The 20,332-nt window shown below is 58.0% G+C and carries 17 protein-coding genes and 1 pseudogene; 6 read left to right on the top strand and 12 right to left on the bottom strand.

The features are described 5' to 3' along the window. Positions 1–69: 69 nt before the first annotated feature. Together ghxP and AC0TNG_RS11185 are read left to right on the top strand one after the other, a co-directional pair. Positions 70–1,419 (top strand): guanine/hypoxanthine transporter GhxP, encoded by a 1,350-nt coding sequence (gene ghxP / locus AC0TNG_RS11190; RefSeq protein ID WP_032650612.1) that lies wholly within the window; start codon positions 70–72, stop codon positions 1,417–1,419. Positions 1,420–1,569: 150 nt separating this feature from the next. Next, entirely contained in the window at positions 1,570–3,216 is a 1,647-nt protein-coding gene (locus AC0TNG_RS11185) for a Na+/H+ antiporter (RefSeq protein ID WP_024906728.1), read from the top strand. Between the two features lie 81 nt (positions 3,217–3,297). On the opposite strand, the gene AC0TNG_RS11180 is transcribed toward AC0TNG_RS11185, so the two are convergent. Beyond that, positions 3,298–4,185, bottom strand: coding sequence for a LysR family transcriptional regulator (locus AC0TNG_RS11180; RefSeq protein ID WP_024906729.1), 888 nt, complete (start codon positions 4,183–4,185; stop codon positions 3,298–3,300). Positions 4,186–4,287: 102 nt separating this feature from the next. On the opposite strand from AC0TNG_RS11180, the gene AC0TNG_RS11175 reads away from it, so the two are divergent. Then, entirely contained in the window at positions 4,288–4,698 is a 411-nt protein-coding gene (locus AC0TNG_RS11175; RefSeq protein WP_021242769.1) for a CidA/LrgA family protein, read from the top strand. After that, positions 4,691–5,380 carry an LrgB family protein gene (locus AC0TNG_RS11170; protein ID WP_473712493.1) on the top strand — a complete coding sequence of 230 codons (690 nt, stop codon included), beginning with the start codon at positions 4,691–4,693 and terminating at the stop codon, positions 5,378–5,380. The genes AC0TNG_RS11175 and AC0TNG_RS11170 overlap by 8 nt, the downstream gene beginning before the upstream one ends. Before the next feature lie 32 nt (positions 5,381–5,412). Here AC0TNG_RS11170 and actP read toward each other — a convergent pair whose 3' ends face one another. From actP to acs, 3 genes are all read right to left on the bottom strand, one after another. Then, entirely contained in the window at positions 5,413–7,062 is a 1,650-nt protein-coding gene (gene actP / locus AC0TNG_RS11165) for a cation/acetate symporter ActP (RefSeq protein ID WP_473701785.1), read from the bottom strand. Continuing rightward, complete coding sequence (locus tag AC0TNG_RS11160) at positions 7,059–7,373, bottom strand: DUF485 domain-containing protein (RefSeq protein WP_024906733.1); 315 nt, start codon at positions 7,371–7,373, stop codon at positions 7,059–7,061. Before AC0TNG_RS11160 ends, actP begins: the two co-directional genes overlap by 4 nt. A gap of 127 nt (positions 7,374–7,500) precedes the next feature. Then, entirely contained in the window at positions 7,501–9,459 is a 1,959-nt protein-coding gene (acs, locus tag AC0TNG_RS11155) for an acetate--CoA ligase (protein ID WP_473712492.1), read from the bottom strand. Between the two features lie 422 nt (positions 9,460–9,881). Here acs and gltP point away from each other — a divergent pair, with 422 nt between their 5' ends. Next, positions 9,882–11,195, top strand: coding sequence for a glutamate/aspartate:proton symporter GltP (gltP, locus tag AC0TNG_RS11150; RefSeq protein ID WP_024906735.1), 1,314 nt, complete (start codon positions 9,882–9,884; stop codon positions 11,193–11,195). Positions 11,196–11,275: 80 nt separating this feature from the next. Here gltP and AC0TNG_RS11145 read toward each other — a convergent pair whose 3' ends face one another. The 3 genes and pseudogenes from AC0TNG_RS11145 to fdhF form a co-directional block, all read right to left on the bottom strand. Then, complete coding sequence (locus tag AC0TNG_RS11145) at positions 11,276–11,950, bottom strand: tetratricopeptide repeat protein (RefSeq protein ID WP_024906736.1); 675 nt, start codon at positions 11,948–11,950, stop codon at positions 11,276–11,278. A gap of 166 nt (positions 11,951–12,116) precedes the next feature. After that, positions 12,117–12,224 (bottom strand): annotated as a pseudogene (locus AC0TNG_RS11140) (Hok/Gef family protein); the annotation flags it as partial. 322 nt (positions 12,225–12,546) lie between these two features. Continuing rightward, the gene (gene fdhF / locus AC0TNG_RS11135) at positions 12,547–14,694 is read right to left on the bottom strand and encodes a formate dehydrogenase subunit alpha (protein WP_082087749.1); all 2,148 of its coding nucleotides are present in this window, start codon (positions 14,692–14,694) and stop codon (positions 12,547–12,549) included. A 256-nt stretch (positions 14,695–14,950) separates the two neighbouring features. Between fdhF and AC0TNG_RS11130 the strand changes: the two genes are divergently transcribed. Beyond that, complete coding sequence (locus AC0TNG_RS11130; protein ID WP_148769107.1) at positions 14,951–15,682, top strand: response regulator; 732 nt, start codon at positions 14,951–14,953, stop codon at positions 15,680–15,682. Here AC0TNG_RS11130 and AC0TNG_RS11125 read toward each other — a convergent pair. The 5 genes from AC0TNG_RS11125 to AC0TNG_RS11105 all read right to left on the bottom strand — a co-directional run bounded on the left by AC0TNG_RS11125 (position 15,679) and on the right by AC0TNG_RS11105 (position 20,330). Beyond that, positions 15,679–16,683, bottom strand: a complete 1,005-nt coding sequence (locus AC0TNG_RS11125; RefSeq protein ID WP_473712491.1) for a carbohydrate kinase family protein — start codon at positions 16,681–16,683, stop codon at positions 15,679–15,681. The genes AC0TNG_RS11130 and AC0TNG_RS11125 overlap by 4 nt on opposite strands. After that, positions 16,683–17,543 carry a ketose 1,6-bisphosphate aldolase gene (locus AC0TNG_RS11120; RefSeq protein ID WP_048990310.1) on the bottom strand — a complete coding sequence of 287 codons (861 nt, stop codon included), beginning with the start codon at positions 17,541–17,543 and terminating at the stop codon, positions 16,683–16,685. Before AC0TNG_RS11120 ends, AC0TNG_RS11125 begins: the two co-directional genes overlap by 1 nt. 10 nt (positions 17,544–17,553) lie before the next feature. Continuing rightward, on the bottom strand, positions 17,554–18,240 hold the full coding sequence (locus tag AC0TNG_RS11115; RefSeq protein ID WP_024906742.1) for a D-lyxose/D-mannose isomerase: 687 nt from the start codon (positions 18,238–18,240) through the stop codon (positions 17,554–17,556). A gap of 120 nt (positions 18,241–18,360) precedes the next feature. After that, positions 18,361–19,302 (bottom strand): ABC transporter substrate-binding protein, encoded by a 942-nt coding sequence (locus AC0TNG_RS11110; RefSeq protein WP_021242935.1) that lies wholly within the window; start codon positions 19,300–19,302, stop codon positions 18,361–18,363. Positions 19,303–19,334: 32 nt separating this feature from the next. After that, entirely contained in the window at positions 19,335–20,330 is a 996-nt protein-coding gene (locus tag AC0TNG_RS11105) for an ABC transporter permease subunit (RefSeq protein ID WP_023334198.1), read from the bottom strand. Positions 20,331–20,332: the final 2 nt, after the last annotated feature.

The raw sequence follows: 20,332 nt of genomic DNA, 5'->3' as shown, positions 1-20,332 counted from the left end.
CGTTTAGCTGGCAGCGGCGTCTCCACCTCGCTTACGGACTTCCTAAAAAACTCTCAGGGGATGTTTTCTATGTCTACGCCATCTGCGCGTACTGGCGGTTCACTTGACGCCATGTTTAAAATTTCGGCCCGCGGCAGCACCGTGCGCCAGGAGATCGTTGCCGGTTTGACAACGTTTCTGGCGATGGTTTACTCCGTCATCGTTGTGCCGGGCATGCTGGGCAAAGCGGGCTTCCCGCCAGCGGCTGTCTTTGTGGCAACCTGCCTTGTGGCCGGCGTAGGCTCCATCGTGATGGGCCTGTGGGCGAACCTGCCGCTGGCGATTGGTTGCGCCATCTCTCTCACCGCGTTTACCGCGTTCAGCCTGGTGCTGGGTCAGCACATCAGCGTACCGGTTGCGCTGGGTGCCGTGTTCCTGATGGGTGTGCTGTTTACCGTGATTTCAGCGACCGGCATCCGTAGCTGGATTTTGCGCAACCTGCCGCAGGGCGTGGCGCACGGTACCGGTATCGGCATCGGCCTGTTCCTGCTGCTGATCGCCGCCAACGGCGTCGGTCTGGTCATCAAGAACCCGCTGGACGGTCTGCCGGTGGCGCTGGGCCACTTCGCCAGCTTCCCGGTGATTATGTCGCTGATCGGCCTGGCGGTGATTATCGGTCTGGAAAAACTGAAAGTCCCGGGCGGCATTCTGCTGACCATTATCGGCGTTTCCATTGTTGGCCTGATTTTCGATCCGAACGTCCATTTCTCCGGCATTTTCGCCATGCCGTCGCTGAGCGATGACAAAGGCAACTCCCTGATTGGCAGCCTGGATATTGTCGGCGCGCTGAACCCGGTGATCCTGCCAAGCGTGCTGGCGCTGGTGATGACCGCAGTGTTTGACGCGACCGGTACCATCCGCGCGGTGGCCGGTCAGGCGAACCTGCTGGATAAAGACGGTCAGATTATTGATGGCGGCAAAGCGCTGACCACTGACTCCCTGAGCAGCGTCTTCTCTGGCCTGGTGGGTGCGGCACCTGCGGCGGTGTACATCGAATCCGCAGCGGGTACGGCGGCAGGCGGTAAAACCGGCCTGACGGCGATCACCGTCGGCGTGCTGTTCATGCTGATCCTGTTCCTCTCTCCGCTCTCCTATCTGGTTCCGGCGTATGCGACCGCGCCAGCGCTGATGTACGTTGGCCTGCTGATGCTGAGCAACGTGGCGAAAATCGACTTTGCAGACTTCGTGGACGCGATGTCCGGCCTGATCACCGCAGTCTTTATCGTGCTGACCTGTAACATCGTGACCGGCATTATGATCGGCTTCGCTTCGCTGGTGATTGGTCGTCTGGTCTCCGGTGAGTGGCGCAAGCTGAATATCGGCACCGTGATTATCGCCGTTGCGCTGGTGGCGTTCTACGCGGGCGGCTGGGCAATCTAAGTTGTCCATTGATGCGAAAACGGGTGGCTCAGGCCGCCCGTTTTTATTTTCAGGACTCATCCTGTTGCCTTTTGCGTTACTCTGGGGAAGATAGAATAAAAGGCACGACGCCTTCCGGAGTACATAAGCAACACAGCAAACAGGGAACGCATGGAAATCTTCTTCACAATACTCATCATGACCCTTGTGGTCTCGCTATCCGGGGTGGTTACACGCGTACTGCCCTTTCAGGTCCCCCTGCCATTAATGCAAATTGCCATCGGCGCGCTGCTGGCGTGGCCGACGTTTGGCCTGCACGTGGAATTTGACCCCGAACTGTTCCTCGTGCTGTTTATCCCGCCACTGCTGTTTGCCGATGGCTGGAAAACGCCCACGCGCGAATTCCTTGAGCACGGGCGCGAGATCTTCGGCCTGGCGCTGGCGCTGGTGGTGGTCACCGTCGTCGGGATTGGTTTTCTGATCTACTGGGCGGTACCGGGCATTCCGTTAATACCGGCTTTTGCGCTGGCCGCCGTGCTGTCGCCAACCGATGCCGTGGCGCTGTCCGGCATTGTGGGTGAAGGCCGTATTCCGAAGAAAATCATGGGGATTTTACAGGGGGAAGCGCTGATGAACGACGCCTCCGGCCTGGTTGCCCTGAAGTTTGCCGTGGCCGTTGCGATGGGCACGATGGTCTTTACCGTCGGCGGCGCGACGCTGGAGTTCTTCAAGGTGGCGATTGGCGGTATTCTCGCGGGCTTCGTGGTGAGCTGGCTGTACGGCCGCTCATTGCGTTTCCTCAGCCGCTGGGGCGGCGATGAACCCGCTACGCAGATCGTACTGCTGTTCCTGCTGCCGTTTGCCTCTTATCTGATTGCCGAACATATCGGCGTGTCGGGCATTCTGGCCGCGGTCGCGGCAGGGATGACCATTACCCGCTCCGGCGTGATGCGCCGCGCGCCGCTGGCCATGCGTCTGCGTGCAAACAGCACCTGGGCCATGCTGGAGTTTGTCTTTAACGGCATGGTGTTCCTGCTGTTGGGCCTGCAGCTGCCGGGCATTATGGAATCCTCGCTGGTGGCGGCCGAAGCCGACCCGAACGTTGAGGTCTGGATGCTGTTTACCGACATCGTGCTGATCTACCTGGCGCTGATGCTGGTGCGTTTCGGCTGGCTGTGGACGATGAAAAACTTCAGCGTCCGTTTCCTGAAGAAAAAGCCGATGGAGTTCGGCTCGTGGACAACGCGTGAACTGCTGATTGCCTCTTTTGCGGGCGTACGCGGGGCGATCACCCTTGCCGGTGTCCTCTCCATTCCGCTGCTGCTGCCGACGGGCGACGTCTTCCCGGCGCGCTACGAGCTGGTCTTCCTGGCAGCGGGCGTGATTCTGTTCTCACTGTTTGTCGGCGTGATTATGCTGCCGATTTTACTCCAGCATATTGATGCCGGTGATTCGACCCAGCAGCATAAAGAGGAGCGTATTGCGCGGGCGGCTACCGCCGAAGTGGCGATTGTCGCTATCCAGAAAATGGAAGAACGTCTGGCCGCGGATGCGGAAGAGAACATCGACAATCAGCTGCTGACGGAAGTGAGTTCCCGCGTGATTGGTAACTTGCGCCGTCGCGCGGACGGGCGTAACGACGTGGAAAGCTCGCTGCAGGAGGAGAACCTTGAGCGTCGGTTCCGTCTGGCGGCGCTGCGCTCCGAGCGTGCCGAGCTGTATCACCTGCGCGCCACGCGCCAGATCAGCAACGAGACGCTGCAAAAGCTGCTGCACGATCTGGATCTGCTGGAAGCGCTGTTGATAGAGAATCAGTAGCGCTGTTTTGCCGGGTGGCGGCTTCGCCTTACCGGGCCTACGGTTCGAACGTAGGCCCGGTAAGCGCAGCGCCACCGGGCATTATTCAGACCGCACCCAAAACCCCTCACAACACTGCAGCCACGCCTGCGCGCTCTGCGACAAATACACTCCTTCACGCCAGATCATCCCCAACTGCCAGTGTAGATCGCTCTCCAGCGGGATCCAGCGCAGCGTGTTTTTATCCAGACGCTCGCAAATCGGCTGCGGCAGAATGGCAATCCCCACGCCGGCCTGCACCATCGCCGCCAGGAAATCCCACTGCCCGCTGCGTACCGCAATGCGTGGCTTCACGTTATGCTGGTTAAACAGCGTCATCAGCTGGCGGCTGAGGGCGAAGTCTTCGTTGTAAATCAGCAGAGGGTGCTCGCCGAGCAGTTCAGGCTTCACCGACTCCCTCTTCAGCCAGTCGCCGGAGCGGGGCACCAGCACGCACAGCGGGTGGCTAAAGAGCGGAAGCGTCGCCAGGCCGCTCTCTTCCTCAACGGGGAGGGCGGTCATTGCTACGTCGAGCTCGCCGTTGGTGACGGCCTGCTGGACGGTTAACCCACCAAACTCCGAAATCTTCAGCTCTACGCCGGGATAACGCTGGCGAAACAGGCTAATCGGCCCGGCCATCATCATGCCGACCATCGGGGGAATGCCGAGGCGAAGCACCCCTTTCGTCAAATGGTTTATATCGTCCAGCTCCGCTTCCAACTGGCGGAACTCCGCCAGAATCGCCAGCCCGCGTTCGAACACCACGCGTCCGGTGTCGGTCAGCAGCAGCTTGCGCCCGTCGCGGATCAGCAGGGTACAGTTCAGTTCATCTTCGAGGTTTTTCAGCATCTTGCTGATGGTGGGTTGGGTGACAAACAACTTCTCCGCTGCGCGGGTAAAACTTTGCTGACGAACCACTTCGACAAAATAGCGCAGCGTTCTTATGTCCATGATTATTCCTCGAAACTATACCTTTGATGATTTTAATTCATTTCAGTCCACACCGTGCGCTCACTATACTGGCGCCTCGTCTCATTTTTGAGGAAAACCCCCATGGCCGTGGCGTTAAGCCGTGTTACGCCTGCCGTTGTTCAACGACTCCAGGTCCCGGTTCAGGTACTGCTCTACGCGGGGCTGTTTGTTTTTGCCGAATATCTTGTCGGTTGGCTCCACCTGCCGCTGCCTGCCAACCTGGTGGGGATGCTGCTGATGCTGACGCTTATTCTGTGTCGCGTGATCCCCCTTAACTGGGTGCGCGCCGGGGCGCGCTGGCTGCTTGCGGAGATGCTGCTTTTCTTTGTCCCCGCCGTGGTGGCGGTGGTGAACTATGCGCAGCTGCTGATGGTGGACGGCTGGCGAATCTTTGCGGTGATCGCGCTGAGTACGCTGATGGTGCTGGGGGCGACGGCCTGGGTGGTGGATAAAGTGTATCGCTTTGAAATCAGCAGGCACAAACATGACTAACTTTCAGATCAGCGTCTTGTGCCTGATTGCGACGCTCGGTATCTACTTTGCCAATAAGCGGCTGTATCGCCGTTTTCACGCCCTGCCGCTGATGCCGCTGGTCTTCACGCCGATCCTGCTGGTGCTGATGCTGGTCTTTGGCCACATTTCCTGGCAGAACTACATTGGCGAATCCCACTGGCTGCTGTGGCTGCTCGGCCCGGCGACCATCGCCTTTGCCGTGCCCGTTTACGACAACCTGGCGATTATCAAACGCCACTGGATGTCGCTCAGCGCGGGCGTTGTCACCGCCACGGTGGTCGCGGTCTGTAGCTCCGTCTGGCTGGCGAGACTGTTTACGCTGCCCGATGAAATTCAGCGCAGCCTGGCCGTGCGCTCGGTGACCACGCCGTTTGCGCTGGCGGCGGCAAAACCGCTCGGCGGGCAGCCGGACCTGGTGGCGCTGTTTGTGGTGGTGACGGGCGTCTTTGGGATGGCGGTGGGCGATATGCTGTTCCTGCGGCTTTCCATTCGCGAAGGCATGGCGAAAGGGGCAGGGTTCGGCGCGGCGTCGCACGGCGCGGGCACGGCACGGTCCTATGAGCTGGGGCAGCAGGAGGGCGTTGTCGCGAGCCTGGTGATGATGCTGTCGGGCGTGGTGATGGTGCTGGTTGCACCGCTGGTGGCGTGGGTGATGTTTTAAGCTCCCCGGCCAGAATGGCCGGGGAGAAAGGCTTAGTGCGCGCGGCCCTGCTCGACGCCGAGACCGGTTTGTGAACGAATAAACTGGGCGCGGAATTTTTCGCGCTCCAGGTTACCCTCCGGCGAATTGTCGGTGGCCGAGAAGAACCAGATGCCGATAAACGCCACGGCAATGGAGAACAGCGCCGGGTATTCATACGGGAAGATGGCGCTTGCGTGACCGAGGATCTGCACCCAGATCGTCGGGCCCAGAATCATCAGGATCACCGCCGTCAGCAGCCCCAGCCAGCCGCCAATCATCGCGCCACGGGTAGTCAGTTTCGACCAGTACATGGAGAGCAGGATGATCGGGAAGTTACAGCTTGCCGCAATGGAGAAGGCCAGCCCCACCATAAAGGCGATGTTTTGCTTCTCGAACAGAATGCCTAACAGAATCGCCACCACGCCCAGCACCAGCACGGTGATTTTGGAGACCTTCAGCTCATCGCGCTCGCTCGCGCCTTTGCGGAAGACGTTGGCGTAGAGGTCATGCGAGACCGCCGACGCCCCGGCCAGCGTCAGACCCGCAACCACCGCAAGAATGGTGGCGAAAGCCACGGCAGAGATAAAGCCGAGGAACAGGTTACCGCCCACCGCGTCCGCCAGGTGCACCGCCGCCATGTTGTTACCGCCAATCAGCGCGCCTGCGGCATCTTTAAATGACGGGTTCGCCCCCACCAGCATGATCGCGCCAAAGCCGATGATAAAGGTCAGAATGTAGAAGTAACCCATGAAGCCGGTGGCGTAGAAGACGCTCTTGCGCGCTTCACGCGCGTCGCTCACGGTGAAGAAGCGCATCAGAATATGCGGCAGACCCGCGGTACCGAACATCAGTCCGAGACCCAGTGAAAGCGCCGATATCGGGTCTTTCACCAGCCCGCCCGGGCTCATGATTGCTTCCCCTTTCGGGTGGACCGCCATGGCTTCGGTAAACAGGTTATTGAAGCTGAACCCGACGTGCTTCATCACCATAAAGGCCATAAAGCTGGCGCCGAACAGCAGCAGCACGGCTTTGATGATCTGCACCCAGGTCGTCGCCAGCATGCCGCCGAACAGCACGTACATCACCATCAGTACGCCAACCAGCACCACCGCGATATGGTAGTTCAGGCCGAACAGCAGTTGGATCAATTTACCCGCGCCCACCATCTGCGCAATCAGGTACAGCGCCACTACCACCAGCGAGCCGCAGGCGGAGAGGGTGCGAATCGGCCCCTGTTTCAGGCGATACGAGGCCACGTCGGCGAAGGTATAGCGGCCCAGGTTGCGCAGGCGCTCGGCAATCAGGAACAGAATGATCGGCCAGCCGACGAGGAAGCCGAGGGAGTAAATCAGGCCGTCATAGCCGGAGGTGTAGACCAGCGCGGAGATGCCAAGGAAGGAGGCGGCGGACATAAAGTCACCCGCAATCGCCAGCCCGTTCTGGAAGCCGGTAATGTTGCCGCCTGCGGTGTAGTAATCGTTACGGGAGCGCACGCGTTTCGACGCCCAGTAAGTGATATAAAGCGTCAGCACCACGAAAATCAGGAACATCACAATCGCCTGCCAGTTGGTCGGCTGGCGCTGTACCTCGCCGGTAATGGCATCCGCCGCGTGGGCGGCAAAGGGAAGTGTGGCGGCGAGCGCCGTCAGAACTCGCTTCATGATGCTTTTACCTCTTGCAGTACCGCTTTATTAAGACGATCGAATTCACCGTTCGCGCGCCAGACGTAGACGCCGGTCAGCAAGAATGAAATCACAATCACGCCAATGCCAATCGGAATACCGCGCGTCACGCTGGTCCCCTCGTGCAACGGGGTGCCCAGCCAGTGTGGGGCAAAGGCGATCAGCAGAATAAAGCCGACATAGATAATCAGCATGATGATGGAAAGGATGAAGGCAAACCGTTGCCGCTTATCGACGAGCTCCCTGTAGTGCGCACTATTCTCTATCTGCTGACAAATATCGTTATTCATCACAGAGTTCTCCAGAGGTAAGGTTGGTTTGTTTTATCCCCTCTCCCCTATGGGGAGAGGGTTAGGGTAGGAAGGTGCGGTCTGATGCCCTCACCCCGGCCCTCTCCCACGGGGAGAGGGAGAAAGATTACGAGGGCATTGCGATGGCCTGCTTCTCTTCGAGCAGTTTTTCCACCACGCCAGGATCCGCGAGCGTTGAGGTATCACCGAGGTTGCTGGTGTCCCCTGCCGCGATTTTGCGCAAGATACGACGCATAATTTTGCCGGAGCGGGTTTTCGGCAGCGAGTCGGTCCAGTGCAGCACGTCCGGCGTTGCCAGCGGGCCAATCTCTTTACGCACCCAGTTGCGCACCTCAGCGTAGAGCTCTGGCGACGGCTCTTCCCCGTGGTTCAGGGTGACATAGGCGTAAATTGCCTGGCCTTTGATGTTGTGCGGAATACCGACAACGGCGGCTTCGGCAATCTTCGGATGCGACACCAGCGCTGATTCAATCTCCGCGGTACCCAGACGGTGGCCGGAGACGTTAAGCACGTCGTCCACGCGCCCGGTTATCCAGTAATAGCCATCTTCGTCACGACGCGCGCCGTCGCCGCTGAAGTACATGTTTTTAAAGGTCGAGAAGTAAGTCTGCTCGAAGCGATCGTGATCGCCGAACAGGGTACGCGCCTGACCCGGCCAGGAGTCTGTGATCACCAGGTTGCCTTCGGTGGCGCCTTCCAGCGGGTTGCCTTCATTATCCACCAGCGCAGGCTGCACGCCGAAGAACGGACGGGTCGCGGAACCGGCCTTCAGCTGCGTGGCGCCAGGCATCGGGGTGATCATAAAGCCGCCGGTTTCGGTCTGCCACCAGGTGTCCATCACCGGGCATTTCTCGTTGCCGATTTTCTTCCAGTACCACTCCCAGGCTTCCGGGTTAATGGGCTCGCCCACGGAACCGAGGATGCGCAATGAAGAGCGGTCGGTGCCTTCGATGGCTTTGTCGCCTTCCGCCATTAATGCGCGGATCGCCGTTGGCGCGGTGTAGAGAATATTGACCTGGTGCTTATCGACCACCTGGCACATACGCGCCGGGGTCGGCCAGTTGGGTACGCCCTCAAACATCAGCGTTGTTGCGCCACAGGCCAGCGGGCCGTACAGCAGGTAGCTGTGTCCGGTGACCCAGCCCACGTCGGCGGTACACCAGTAGATGTCGCCCGGATGGTAGTCGAAGACGTATTTGAAGGTGGTGGCCGCATAGACCAGATAGCCGCCGGTGGTGTGCAGTACGCCTTTTGGCTTACCGGTGGAGCCGGAGGTATAAAGAATGAACAGCGGATCTTCTGCGTTCATCTCTTCCGGCTGATGCTGGTCGCTCGCTTTTTCAATCAGGTCGCTCCACCACAGGTCGCGCCCCTCGTGCCAGTCGATTTTGCCGCCGGTACGCTTAAGGACGATGACGTTGCTGACCGTTTTGACGTTCGGGTTTTTCAACGCTTCGTCGACGTTTTTCTTCAGAGGGATACCGCGTCCGGCGCGCACGCCTTCATCGGCGGTGATCACCAGTTTTGAACTTGAATCGACAATACGACCCGCAACCGCCTCTGGCGAGAACCCGCCAAAAATCACCGAGTGAATCGCGCCGATACGCGCGCAGGCCAGCATGGCCACCGCCGCTTCCGGCACCATCGGCATATAGATAGCGACCACGTCGCCTTTTTTAATGCCTTTTTCCAGCAGGACGTTGGCGAAGCGGCACACGTCACGGTGCAGCTCTTTATAGGTAATATTTTTGCTCTGCGAGGCATCATCGCCTTCCCAGATAATCGCCGTCTCATTCCCGCGCTCGGCAAGGTGACGATCAAGGCAGTTCGCCGCCAGGTTCAGGGTGCCATCTTCATACCATTTAATGGAGACATTGCCGGGCGCAAAGGAGGTGTTCTTCACCTTCTGATAAGGTTTGATCCAGTCAAGGATATGGCCCTGCTCACCCCAGAAGGTGTCCGGGGCGGTGATAGATTGCTGATATTTCTCGTGGTACTGCTCCGGGGTGATCAGGCAACGGTCCGCAATATTTGCGGGAATGTCATGTTTGTGGATTTGGCTCATGGCTTTTTTTCTCCTTGTAAGATGTTAATAATATGTCGCAAAAACGTTAATTGTAGGGGCTTTACAAGCTTTGTTTAGTATTTGGGCTACAGATCACGCATTGTTTGAAGAGTATGAAAAATGAGCGAATGAAACTTTGAAGGAAAATAATTTATGCTGACGATTATTCACATTTATGTTTAAAAAAGCGTTTTTATAACAAAAGGTTATTTATAAGAAGTAGAACAAACTCCCGTCATCGTCGCTTTTGTGAGTGAAACGCGTCGTTCTTTAAGGCTTGCGCAACAGGTCGCGCAAATGATACTCATACGCCGCGTTAAAAAATCCCATAAACCAACGCAACACAATTCATACCCTTTCAGTATGTCTCCATATTCATGCAGTTTGCGTGAATAAGGCGCTCATTGAGGAAGTCAGTTTCTATGAAAAACGTTAAAGTCAGCCTTGCCTGGCAGATCTTAATCGCCCTTGTGCTGGGCATCTTGTTGGGCAGTTACCTTCACTATCACAGCGACAGCCGCGAATGGCTGATTGCGAACCTGCTCTCTCCGGCAGGGGATATCTTTATTCATCTGATCAAGATGATTGTGGTACCGATTGTGATCTCGACGCTGGTGGTCGGTATTGCGGGCGTCGGCGATGCGAAGCAGTTAGGTCGTATTGGTGCGAAAACCATTATCTATTTCGAAGTGATCACTACGGTGGCGATCATTCTCGGTATCACCCTGGCGAACGTGTTCCAGCCGGGTTCCGGGATTGATATGTCGCAGCTGGCTACGGTGGATATTTCGAAATACCAAAGTACGACCGCCGACGTGCAGAGCCACGCGCACGGCCTGATGGGCACTATCCTGTCGCTGGTGCCGACCAACATCGTGGCGTCGATGGCGAAGGGCGAGATGCTGCCGATTATCTTCTTCTCGGTGCTGTTTGGTCTGGGGCTCTCTTCTCTGCCGGCGACGCACCGTGAGCCGCTGGTCACCGTGTTCCGCTCTATCTCCGAAACCATGTTTAAAGTGACCCATATGGTGATGCGCTACGCGCCGGTAGGGGTGTTTGCGCTTATCGCCGTCACCGTGGCGAACTTCGGTTTTGCCTCCCTGTGGCCGCTGGCGAAGCTGGTGATCCTGGTGCACTTCGCCATCCTGTTCTTCGCGCTGGTGGTGCTGGGGATCGTGGCACGTCTGTGCGGGCTGAGCATCTGGATCCTGATTCGTATCCTGAAAGATGAGCTGATTCTGGCCTACTCCACGGCAAGCTCTGAGAGCGTGCTGCCGCGTATTATTGAGAAGATGGAAGCCTACGGCGCGCCAGCGTCGATCACCAGCTTCGTGGTGCCGACCGGTTACTCCTTTAACCTGGATGGTTCGACGCTGTACCAGAGTATCGCCGCTATCTTTATTGCGCAGCTGTACGGCATTGACCTGTCGCTGTGGCAGGAGATCGTACTGGTACTGACGCTGATGGTGACGTCCAAAGGTATTGCTGGCGTTCCGGGCGTTTCGTTCGTGGTGCTGCTGGCAACGCTTGGCAGCGTCGGTATTCCGCTGGAAGGTCTGGCCTTTATCGCGGGTGTGGACCGTATCCTCGACATGGCGCGTACGGCGCTGAACGTGGTGGGCAATGCCCTGGCGGTGCTGGTTATCGCCAAGTGGGAGCACAAATTCGACCGCAAAAAAGCGCTGGCATATGAACGCGAAGTGCTGGGTCGTTTTGATAAGACGGCTGACCAGTAACATCCTAAGCCCGGTGGCGCTGCGCTTACCGGGCCTACGGGTTTTGTAGGCCGGGTAAGGCGAAGGCGCCACCCGGCACTTTACTCCCCGCTTAACGCATCAAACTCTTCGCATCCCGTATCAAACCCTTCAGTGCAGCTCAGGTTCAACCAGTACAGTGCTTTCTGCTTATTTGGCGTGATAAAGCCTTTCTCGCCCTGCCTGAACAACATCCCCGCCCAGTACTCGGCGTAGCCGGTACGCGAAAGGGCTGAACTCCGTTTGAACCACGAGGCGGCCTGCACGTCATCCTGCGCTACCTCGACGCCGTTGGCATAAATCAGCCCCAGCAGCAGTTGCGCATCGACCGCAGAGTCGCTGTCGATATCTTCGGTTGCCGTTTGCAGCAGTCTGATGGCCTGGGGGTAGTCAGTTTTCCCCGCCTGAGTATTCACCAGAATGCGCGCCAGCATGATCGCGCCGCGTTTGCTGCCAGCAATGTTTGCCTGTTGCGCCAGGGCTTTGGCCTGTGCGTAATCGCCCTGCGTAAAAAGGATTTGCGACAACAGAGCCATGGCGTCGACATCGCCGCCTTTTGCGGCTTTCTCTGCCCACAGCGCGGCCTGCTTGCTGTCGCCGGAGCTGAAGTACGTATCAGCAAGATAATACTGGGCACGCGCATCACCGGCTTCCGCCTGCTTCTGATACTGGCTGCCTATCTCATCCGCGCGGGCGAAGGACGTTAAAAACACTAACAACAGAAAAATGGATTTCATGGATTCTTATCATCTGGGTACACGCCGCGCAGTATAATCGCGGGCGCAAAAGAAAAAAATGGGTGCATTAAGACCTCAGCATCCTACAAGCCGGGCGGAACCGTTGTTCCGCCCATAGAGGTTAGCCTGCGACGCAGGCTAATTTCGCCGCCACCTCCTGATGTTAACTCTTTATTGTGAGCTCGCAGAGCTTCCCGCGAGTAATAAAGGTAAATATCACTATCGTCAGGCAGATAATAAAGACGATGCCTAACGCAGTTTTTAATGGCGTCATGCCTTTTACTCCTTGTCAAAAAAAGAATAAGAGGCTACTCTCAACCTGTTGGGAGTTGAGGGAGTAGCCTCGGGTAAATGAAAATTTCCCGGGGCTTTCTACTTTCTGTCCCTCAACAATGCTCAAGACAGAAAGTCTTAAGCACCCGCCGCACATCTTATCCCTCTGAATTAAAATGCAAAGATGTAATTCTTTTTCGCGAAAATTACATTATTTCTGCAAGCCGCTTTCCAGAATAATAATTGATATTATTGATAAGCCAACCGGAAATAAAAAGGGAGTGAATATTTCACTCCCTTTATTCATCGATGAATTAACGGCTTCAACCCATTGCGCTTTCGCGCAGCCGGGCTTTCAGCTTGTTATATTCGTCGATCACGTACTGTTCCGCCGCGTGCTGATCCGCAATCGGCTCAACGTTAACGGCGCAGTATTTATACTCCGGCGTTTTGGTTATCGGACTTAAGTTCTCTGTTACCAGCTCGTTGCAGGCACCAATCCACCACTGGTAGGTCATATAGACCGCCCCTTTGTTTGGACGATCGCTGACCTGCGCACGAGTAATGATCCGCCCTTTGCGCGAGTTCACCCACACCAGCGCTTCATCCTCAATGCCGAGGCGTTCCGCATCGGCGGTGTTGATCTGCGCGTAGCCCGGTTCATCCGCCAGCGCCGCCAGCGCGGCGCAGTTTCCGGTCATCGAACGACAGGAGTAATGGCCCACCTCACGTACGGTGGAGAGCACCATCGGATACTCGTCAGTGAGTTTATCGATCGGCGCGACCCAGTCGCAGGTGAAGAATTGCGCCAGCCCGTTCGGGGTGTCGAATTTCTCCTTAAATAGATAGGACGTGCCTTGATCGGCCTCCGACTCATCGCGGCACGGCCACTGGATATACCCCAGCTCACCCATTTTTTCATAGGTGGCGCCGTAGAAGTCCGGGCACAGGCTGCGCAACTCGTCCCAGATCTCCTGGGTGTTGTTGTAGTGCATCGGGTAGCCCATACGGGTGGCGATTTCGCTGATAATCTGCCAGTCCGTTTTCAGATCCCACTTCGGCTCGACCGCCTTGAAGAAGCGCTGGAAGCCGCGGTCGGCCGCCGTGTAGACGCCTTCATGCTCGCCCCAGGAGGTCGACGGTAAAATGACATCCGCCGCCGCCGCGGTTTTGGTCATGAAGATATCCTGGACAATCACCAGCTCCAGATCCTCAAACCCTTTACGCACTGCAGAGAGCTCGGCGTCGGTCTGAAGCGGATCTTCACCCATGATGTAGGCCGCACGCACTTCGCCATGCGCCGCGCGGTGCGGCAGCTCGCTGATGCGGTACCCGGTGTGTTCCGGCAGGCTTTCCACGCCCCAGGCCTTCGCGAATTTGGCGCGGTTCTCCGGGAATTTCACGTACTGGTAGCCAGGATAAGTATCCGGCAGCGCGCCCATATCGCAGGCGCCCTGCACGTTATTCTGACCGCGCACCGGGTTCACGCCAACGTGGGCTTTACCCAGATTACCGGTCAGCATTGCGAGGCTGGTCAGAGAGCGCACGGTTTCCACGCCCTGGTAGAACTGGGTCACGCCCATGCCCCAGAGGATGGCGGCGGTTTTTGCCCCGGCATACATCCTGGCCGCCTGACGGATCGCCTGCGCGCTGACGCCGGTTATCGCTTCAACCGACTCTGGCGTGTAGCCTTCGACTATTTTCTTATACTCTTCAAAGCCTTCCGTACGGGTCGCGACAAACGCCTGGTCGTACAGGTTCTCCTCAATGATGACGTGCCCCATTGCGTTCAACAGCGCGATGTTCGAGCCGTTTTTCAATGCAATGTGCATATCCGCAATGCGCGCGGTTTCAATTTTGCGCGGATCGCAGACGATGATTTTCGCCCCATTCTGTTTAGCGCGAATAACGTGGTTCGCGACGATAGGGTGAGAATCCGCCGGGTTATAACCAAAGATGAAGACGAGATCGGTATTATCTATCTCGTTGATGGCATTGCTCATTGCGCCGTTACCGACCGACTGGTGCAGACCTGCAACCGATGGGCCGTGTCAGACGCGAGCGCAGCAGTCGACGTTATTGGTTCCAATAACGGCGCGCGCGAATTTTTGCATCACATAGTTGGTTTCATTTCCCGTCCCGCGGGAAGAGCCGGTGGTCTGAATCGCATCCGGGCCATATTTGGCCTTGATGGCGCTCAGGCGCGTGGCGACGTAATCCAGCGCCTCGTTCCAGGAGACGGCTTCCAGCTTGCCGCCGCGCTCGCGGCGTATCATAGGGGTTTTCAGGCGCGGGGTGAGGATTTGGGTATCGTTTATAAAATCCCAGCCGTAGTAACCTTTCAGGCATAGCGTGCCCTGGTTGGTTTTCCCCTGTGCGGCCTCTGCCCGGACGATTTTGCCGTTATCGACCACCAGGTGGATCTTGCAACCTGAGGCACAATAAGGGCAAACCGTGACGACTTTTTTCATCAGTCTGCTCCAGTTAATCGAATCATTCGCACCCACTATGCAGCTTCTATGCCATGTTTTTCGTATGGGTATACCCTGACTTTACGGCCCCTTCGCGGTGAAAACCCTGACAAAAAACAGCCAATCGTCAAAATTGACGTGTCGACAAGGCAGCGGATGTGACATGGGTTGAATTTCCGTCACTGAAAAAACCATTTGACTGGAGCCGACGGCAGAATGGTTCAGACTTAACATAATCCCCTGACGGAAGCATACGATGAAACCGGCGATTCTGGTGGTTGATGACGATACGGCAGTCTGCGAACTGCTTCAGGACGTGCTGAGCGAGCACGTCTTCAGCGTGCTTGTCTGCCATAACGGCCAGGATGCACTGCGGCAGGTGCAGCAGGAGCCGAATATCGCGCTTGTGCTGCTGGACATGATGCTGCCGGATATCAACGGCCTGCAGGTTCTGCTGCAGCTGCAAAAGCAGCGACCGGCGCTACCGGTCGTGATGTTAACCGGGCTGGGGAGTGAGTCAGACGTGGTGGTGGGGCTGGAGATGGGGGCCGACGACTATATTGGCAAACCGTTCAACCCGCGCGTGGTGGTCGCCCGCGTTAAAGCGGTATTGCGCCGTACCGGCGTGCTTGCTGCGGAATCCCCCGCAGCGCCCGTCGCGGGCATTGCGTTTAACGGATGGACGCTTGATACCACCCGCTGTGAGCTGAGCGATCCGCAGCGTAATCCCGTCCCGTTAACCCAGGGCGAGTACGGCCTGCTGCTGGCGCTCACGCAAAATGCCCGTCGGGTGCTGAGCCGTGACCGGTTGCTTGAGCTGACCCACAGCGAAAGCGCCGACGTGTTCGACCGCACGATTGACGTGTTGATCATGCGCCTGCGACGGAAAATCGAGGCTAACCCGCATCAGCCTGCACTCATTAAAACCATCCGTGGGTTGGGCTATGTGTTTGCTACCGACGTTTCCCATAGCGAGAAAGCGGCCTAAGTATTCTCTTTGATAAACAGCTGCAGCTCGGCCAGCGTTTTCGCACCGTCAATCGCGTTGGCGGCCAGCAGGCTTGCCCGCGCGCAGGCGTGCGCCAGATAAATGCTCTCCGTGAGCGGCAGCGATTCATGGCAACCGTATAAAAATCCGGCGCAAAAAGCATCGCCCGCGCCAACGCTGCCGATAATCTCTTTCTGCTCAAGTAACCATGATGGGATCCAGCGACCTTGCTCACCCGGCGCTTCCCCCCATGCCCCTTCCGGACAGTGGATCACAACCCGCTGACGAACGCCTGCTGCCAGCAGCTGTGCGGCGGCTTCAGCAATATGGGCTGTGTTCAGCGCATCGCTGCCGTCGCGCATCTCCAGCCCGCTAAACTCCCCGGCTTCCAGCTCGTTAATGACCAGATAATCAAGATGGCGCAGGGCAGGGAGCACCAGCGGCTGGTAGCGCGGGTCGCCCTTGCGGGAAACCAGGTCGAGCGAGGTTTCATACCCCTGGTCGCACATTTGTGCCAGCAGCCGCGCGCTGCGGGTGCCAAATTCGTCATCGGGCATATCCAGGCTGTCGAGCAGCAGCAGGTAGCCGAGATGGAAGATCTTCATCGATCCGTCTAAGCGATCGAAGGCGGGAAGATCCAGCAGGCGGTTGGCGCCCGGCGAGTGGAAAAAGGTGCGCTGTCCGCTGGGATCGGTCATCACCTGCGACATGGAGGTCGGCGCAAAGGTGGTGCGCTGTACGCGCTGGCGGTTGACGTGGTACTGGTCGAGCATCGCCAGAATGTAGTCCCCGTCGCTGTCTTCCCCGATCAGCCCCACCGCCTGCAGCGGCAGGCCAATGTGCATTTTCGCCAGCGTCAGCAGGACGTTGAGCGGTGCGCCGCCGGTTGAGCGTTCGCTGTGGGTGATTTCCGCCAGCCAGCCGCGCTCTGGCCACTGCACGATCTGGTGGACGTGGTCCACCAGCATATTGCCTGCGGCGATGATGCCCTTACGTTCCATTATGCCTGCCCCGCGCTGCCGAAGATGCGCATCTGTTCGGCGACCGTATCGGTTATCGCCTCTTCTATCCCCAGCAGCAGCTCGGCAAATTCATCATACAGCGGCTGGCGCTTCGCCATGCGCTGCTCAACGGCAGCGAGCGCGGCCTGCGACATGCCGGTATAGAAATTGATTTTATGAATGCCCAGCTCAATCGCGCGACGGAAGTCGGCATCGCTAATCCCGGAGCCGCCGTGTAAAACCAGCGGCAGCCCCGTCTGCTGGCGAATGGCGTCCAGACGGGGGAAATCGAGTTTCGGCTCGCCCTTGTATTTGCCGTGCGCGTTGCCGATAGCAACCGCCAGCGCGTCAATGCCGGTTGAATCGACAAATTCGCGCGCCAGCTGCGGGTCGGTAAAGAAAGCTTCATCCGCATGCCCGTACAGCGCGCCGCCTTCATCGCCCCCGACCGCGCCCAGTTCCGCCTCCACCGAGACGCCCACCGCGTGGCACATCTTCACCACTTCCCGCGTCTGGCGAATGTTTTCCTCGTAGCTCAGCGTAGAGCCGTCGAACATCACCGAGCTGAACCCTAAGCGCAGGGCGCGCACCACGGCGTCAAAATGCAGGCCGTGATCGAGGTTGAGCACCACGGGAATAGCGTGACGGGCGGCCTCGAACTTCACCGCTTCGACAAGCGAATCCAGCGACACGTACTTAAAGTGCACTTCGGCGATGTTGATGATAAACGGCGAGCGCTCCTGCTTTGCGGCGGCGAACAGCGCGCGCAGGAAGTGGGAGTCGAGCACGTTAAACGCGCCCAGCGCGTAGCGGTGTTGTCTGGCGTGCGCAAGACCGTCGGCAAGAGAAATCAATGGCATCATTCACCCCTTATATCCGAAACAGGTTGTACTCGTTGCACAGCACCAGCAGCGCCGGTTCGTCTTCTTCGATGTTGTTATAGCGGGCAACGGGTTGCAAAAAGTGGTTGTCGTGCTCGTCGTCGTTTACTGAGGACACTTCCCCGACCAGCACGTCGCCGAAGCCGCGTTCGCCCCAGAAGCTGTGATAAAGACCGGGCGTCAGGCAGATGCTTTCCCCGGGCAGCAGGCGCAGCTGGCTGCCGGGGGCGTGGGTCTGACGGCAGCCGTCGACGGTGACCGTCACGTCGGTGTTTTCCGTCTCTTCATGTGCACCGGCATTCCACAATTCTACAATCAGGTTCCCGCCACCCCGGTTGATGATGTCTTCTCGCTTACGCCAGTGAAAATGCATCGGCGTCACCTGGCCGTCGCGCACGTGCATGATTTTTTCGGCATAGCCTTTTTCATACGGCACCCCGTTGGGCGAGCCGTTGCGCAGGGTGAACAGCGTCAGGCCCTGTGCGGCAAAGTTATTGCCGCCGAACGCCGTCACGTCCCAGCCGAGCTTGAGGTCGAACACTTCCCGCCACGCGGCCTGGTCAAGCTGCTGCCATTTTGTTGGCGGAAAGCTGGCAAACGGCGGGAGATGAACGTCGTGCATGGAAAAGAACTGCCGCGTGTGGCCGAGAATTTCATTGATGTCGGAGCGTTTCATGGTACTCCTTGAATTTTATGCCACCCCCTCACCCCGACCCTCTCCCTCAAGGGAGAGGGGGAATAAGTTCCCTCTCCCGGTGGGAGAGGGTTAGGGTGAGGGCATCAGGCCGCAGCGAGGTTATTTAACCGTCCACCCCTTATACGTGCCGACGTTCTTTTTATCGATCATCGTCACCGGGATCAGCACGGGCGCTTTCGGCGCAGGTTTGCCCTGGAGAATGTCATAGCCGATCTCCACCGCTTTTGCCGCCATCACCTGCGGATCCTGCGCCGGGGTTGCCACAAACAGCGAGTTTTCACGCTTCAGCGCTTCCTCACCGTCCGGGGAACCATCCACGCCGACGATAAAGAACTCATTGCGCTGCGCCTGCTTCGCGGCCAGATCGGCGCCGATCGCCGTCGGATCGTTAATCGCAAACACGCCGTCGATCTTCGGATTGGCCGCCAGCAGGGAGGTCATGACTTCCAGACCGCCTTCACGACTGCCTTTGGCGTTCTGGTTATCCGAGAGCACCTTGATATCCGGGTGTTTTTTGAACTCCGTCTGACAACCTTCCACGCGGTTTTGCACCGCAGAGACCGGTGGTCCGTTGATGATCACCACGTTGCCTTTGCCTTTCAGGCGGTCGGTAATGTACTTACAGGCCATTTCGCCCGCCTGGGTGTTATCGGAGGTGATGGTGGCATCAGCCCCTTCCGCCGCCACGTCAACCGCCACGACCACGATCCCGGCGTCCTTCGCACGCTTCACCGCTGGGCCGATTCCTTTGGAGTCCGCGGCGTTGAGGATGATCATGTCTACCTTCGCGGCAATAAAGTTGTCGATCTGCGCCACCTGCTGGCCCAGATCGTACCCGCTGGAGACCAGCGTCACCTTGACGTTATCCCCCGCCAGCTTGCGCGCTTCCAGCTCGGCACCTTTGGTGATCTGCACGAAGAACGGGTTGGCCAGGTCGCCCACCGTCACGCCAATGGACTTCAGATCTTTTGCCTGCGCAAACGGCGTTGCGGCAAGCAGCGCGCCAGCACAGAGCGCGGTCACTAACGGTTTCAAACGCATATGGTTTTCCTCGAAGCTGTAGGGTGTTGTTGTTATGCACTTTGATGGTGTCGGGTACGGTATTTGTCGATCAGCACCGCTATGATGATCACCGCCCCTTTGATCACCAGCTGCCAGAAGTAGGAGACGCCCATCAGCGTCATGCCGTTGTTAAGGGTGGCGATGATCAGCGCGCCGACCAGCGTGCCGGTGATCGTGCCGATCCCGCCGACGAAGCTGGTGCCGCCAAGGATCACCGCCGCAATCGCATCCAGCTCGTAACCCGTGCCGAGGTTGCCGTTAGCGCTGTACAGGCGTGAGGCGCTCATGACGCCGCCGAGGCCGGAGAGCAGGCCGCTCATGCCGTAGACAAACAGCAGCACCAGCCAGACCTTAATGCCGGTCAGTCGCGCCGCCTGCATGTTGCCGCCCACCGCGTAGATGTGTACGCCGAGCGTGGTGCGGCGCAGGATGAACCAGCAGATAGCGATGACCGCGAGGGCGATCACCACCAGCCACGGAATCGGGCCGAGATAGTTATTGCCGATCCACTCAAAGCTGATGTTGGAGTTAATGACCGTCGTGCCGTCGGCCAGCAGATACGCCGCACCGCGCAGTGCCGTATAGGTGCCGAGCGTCACGATGAAGGGCGGCAGTCCGGCGAAGGCCACCAGCGCGCCGTTGAACAGGCCCAGCACCATGCCGAGCATCAGCGCGGCCGGAATGGAGAGCATGGCAAATTCAGGGATAAGCGAGACCACCATCGCCGCTACCGCCGTAGTGCCCAGAATCGAGCCCACGGAGAGGTCAATCCCGCCGGTTAAAATGATGAAGGTCATTCCCGCCGCCAGCACGATGTTGATCGACGCCTGACGGGTAATGTTGAGCAGGTTGCTCTCGGTAAAGAAGTTCGGGGCAATAAAGCCAAATACCGCCACAATCAGGATCAGAATCGGCAAAATACCGACCGTTTGCATCAGATCGCTCATCAGCATTTTTTTTGCGGAGGCGGATTTCGCCACCTGCTGCGGACTGGTTGAATGTGTCATGG

Source organism: Enterobacter sp. PL_is514, assembly GCF_055816715.1.
Note: the sequence above shows the minus strand (reverse complement) of the source record. Positions and strands in the feature narration are given on the sequence as shown.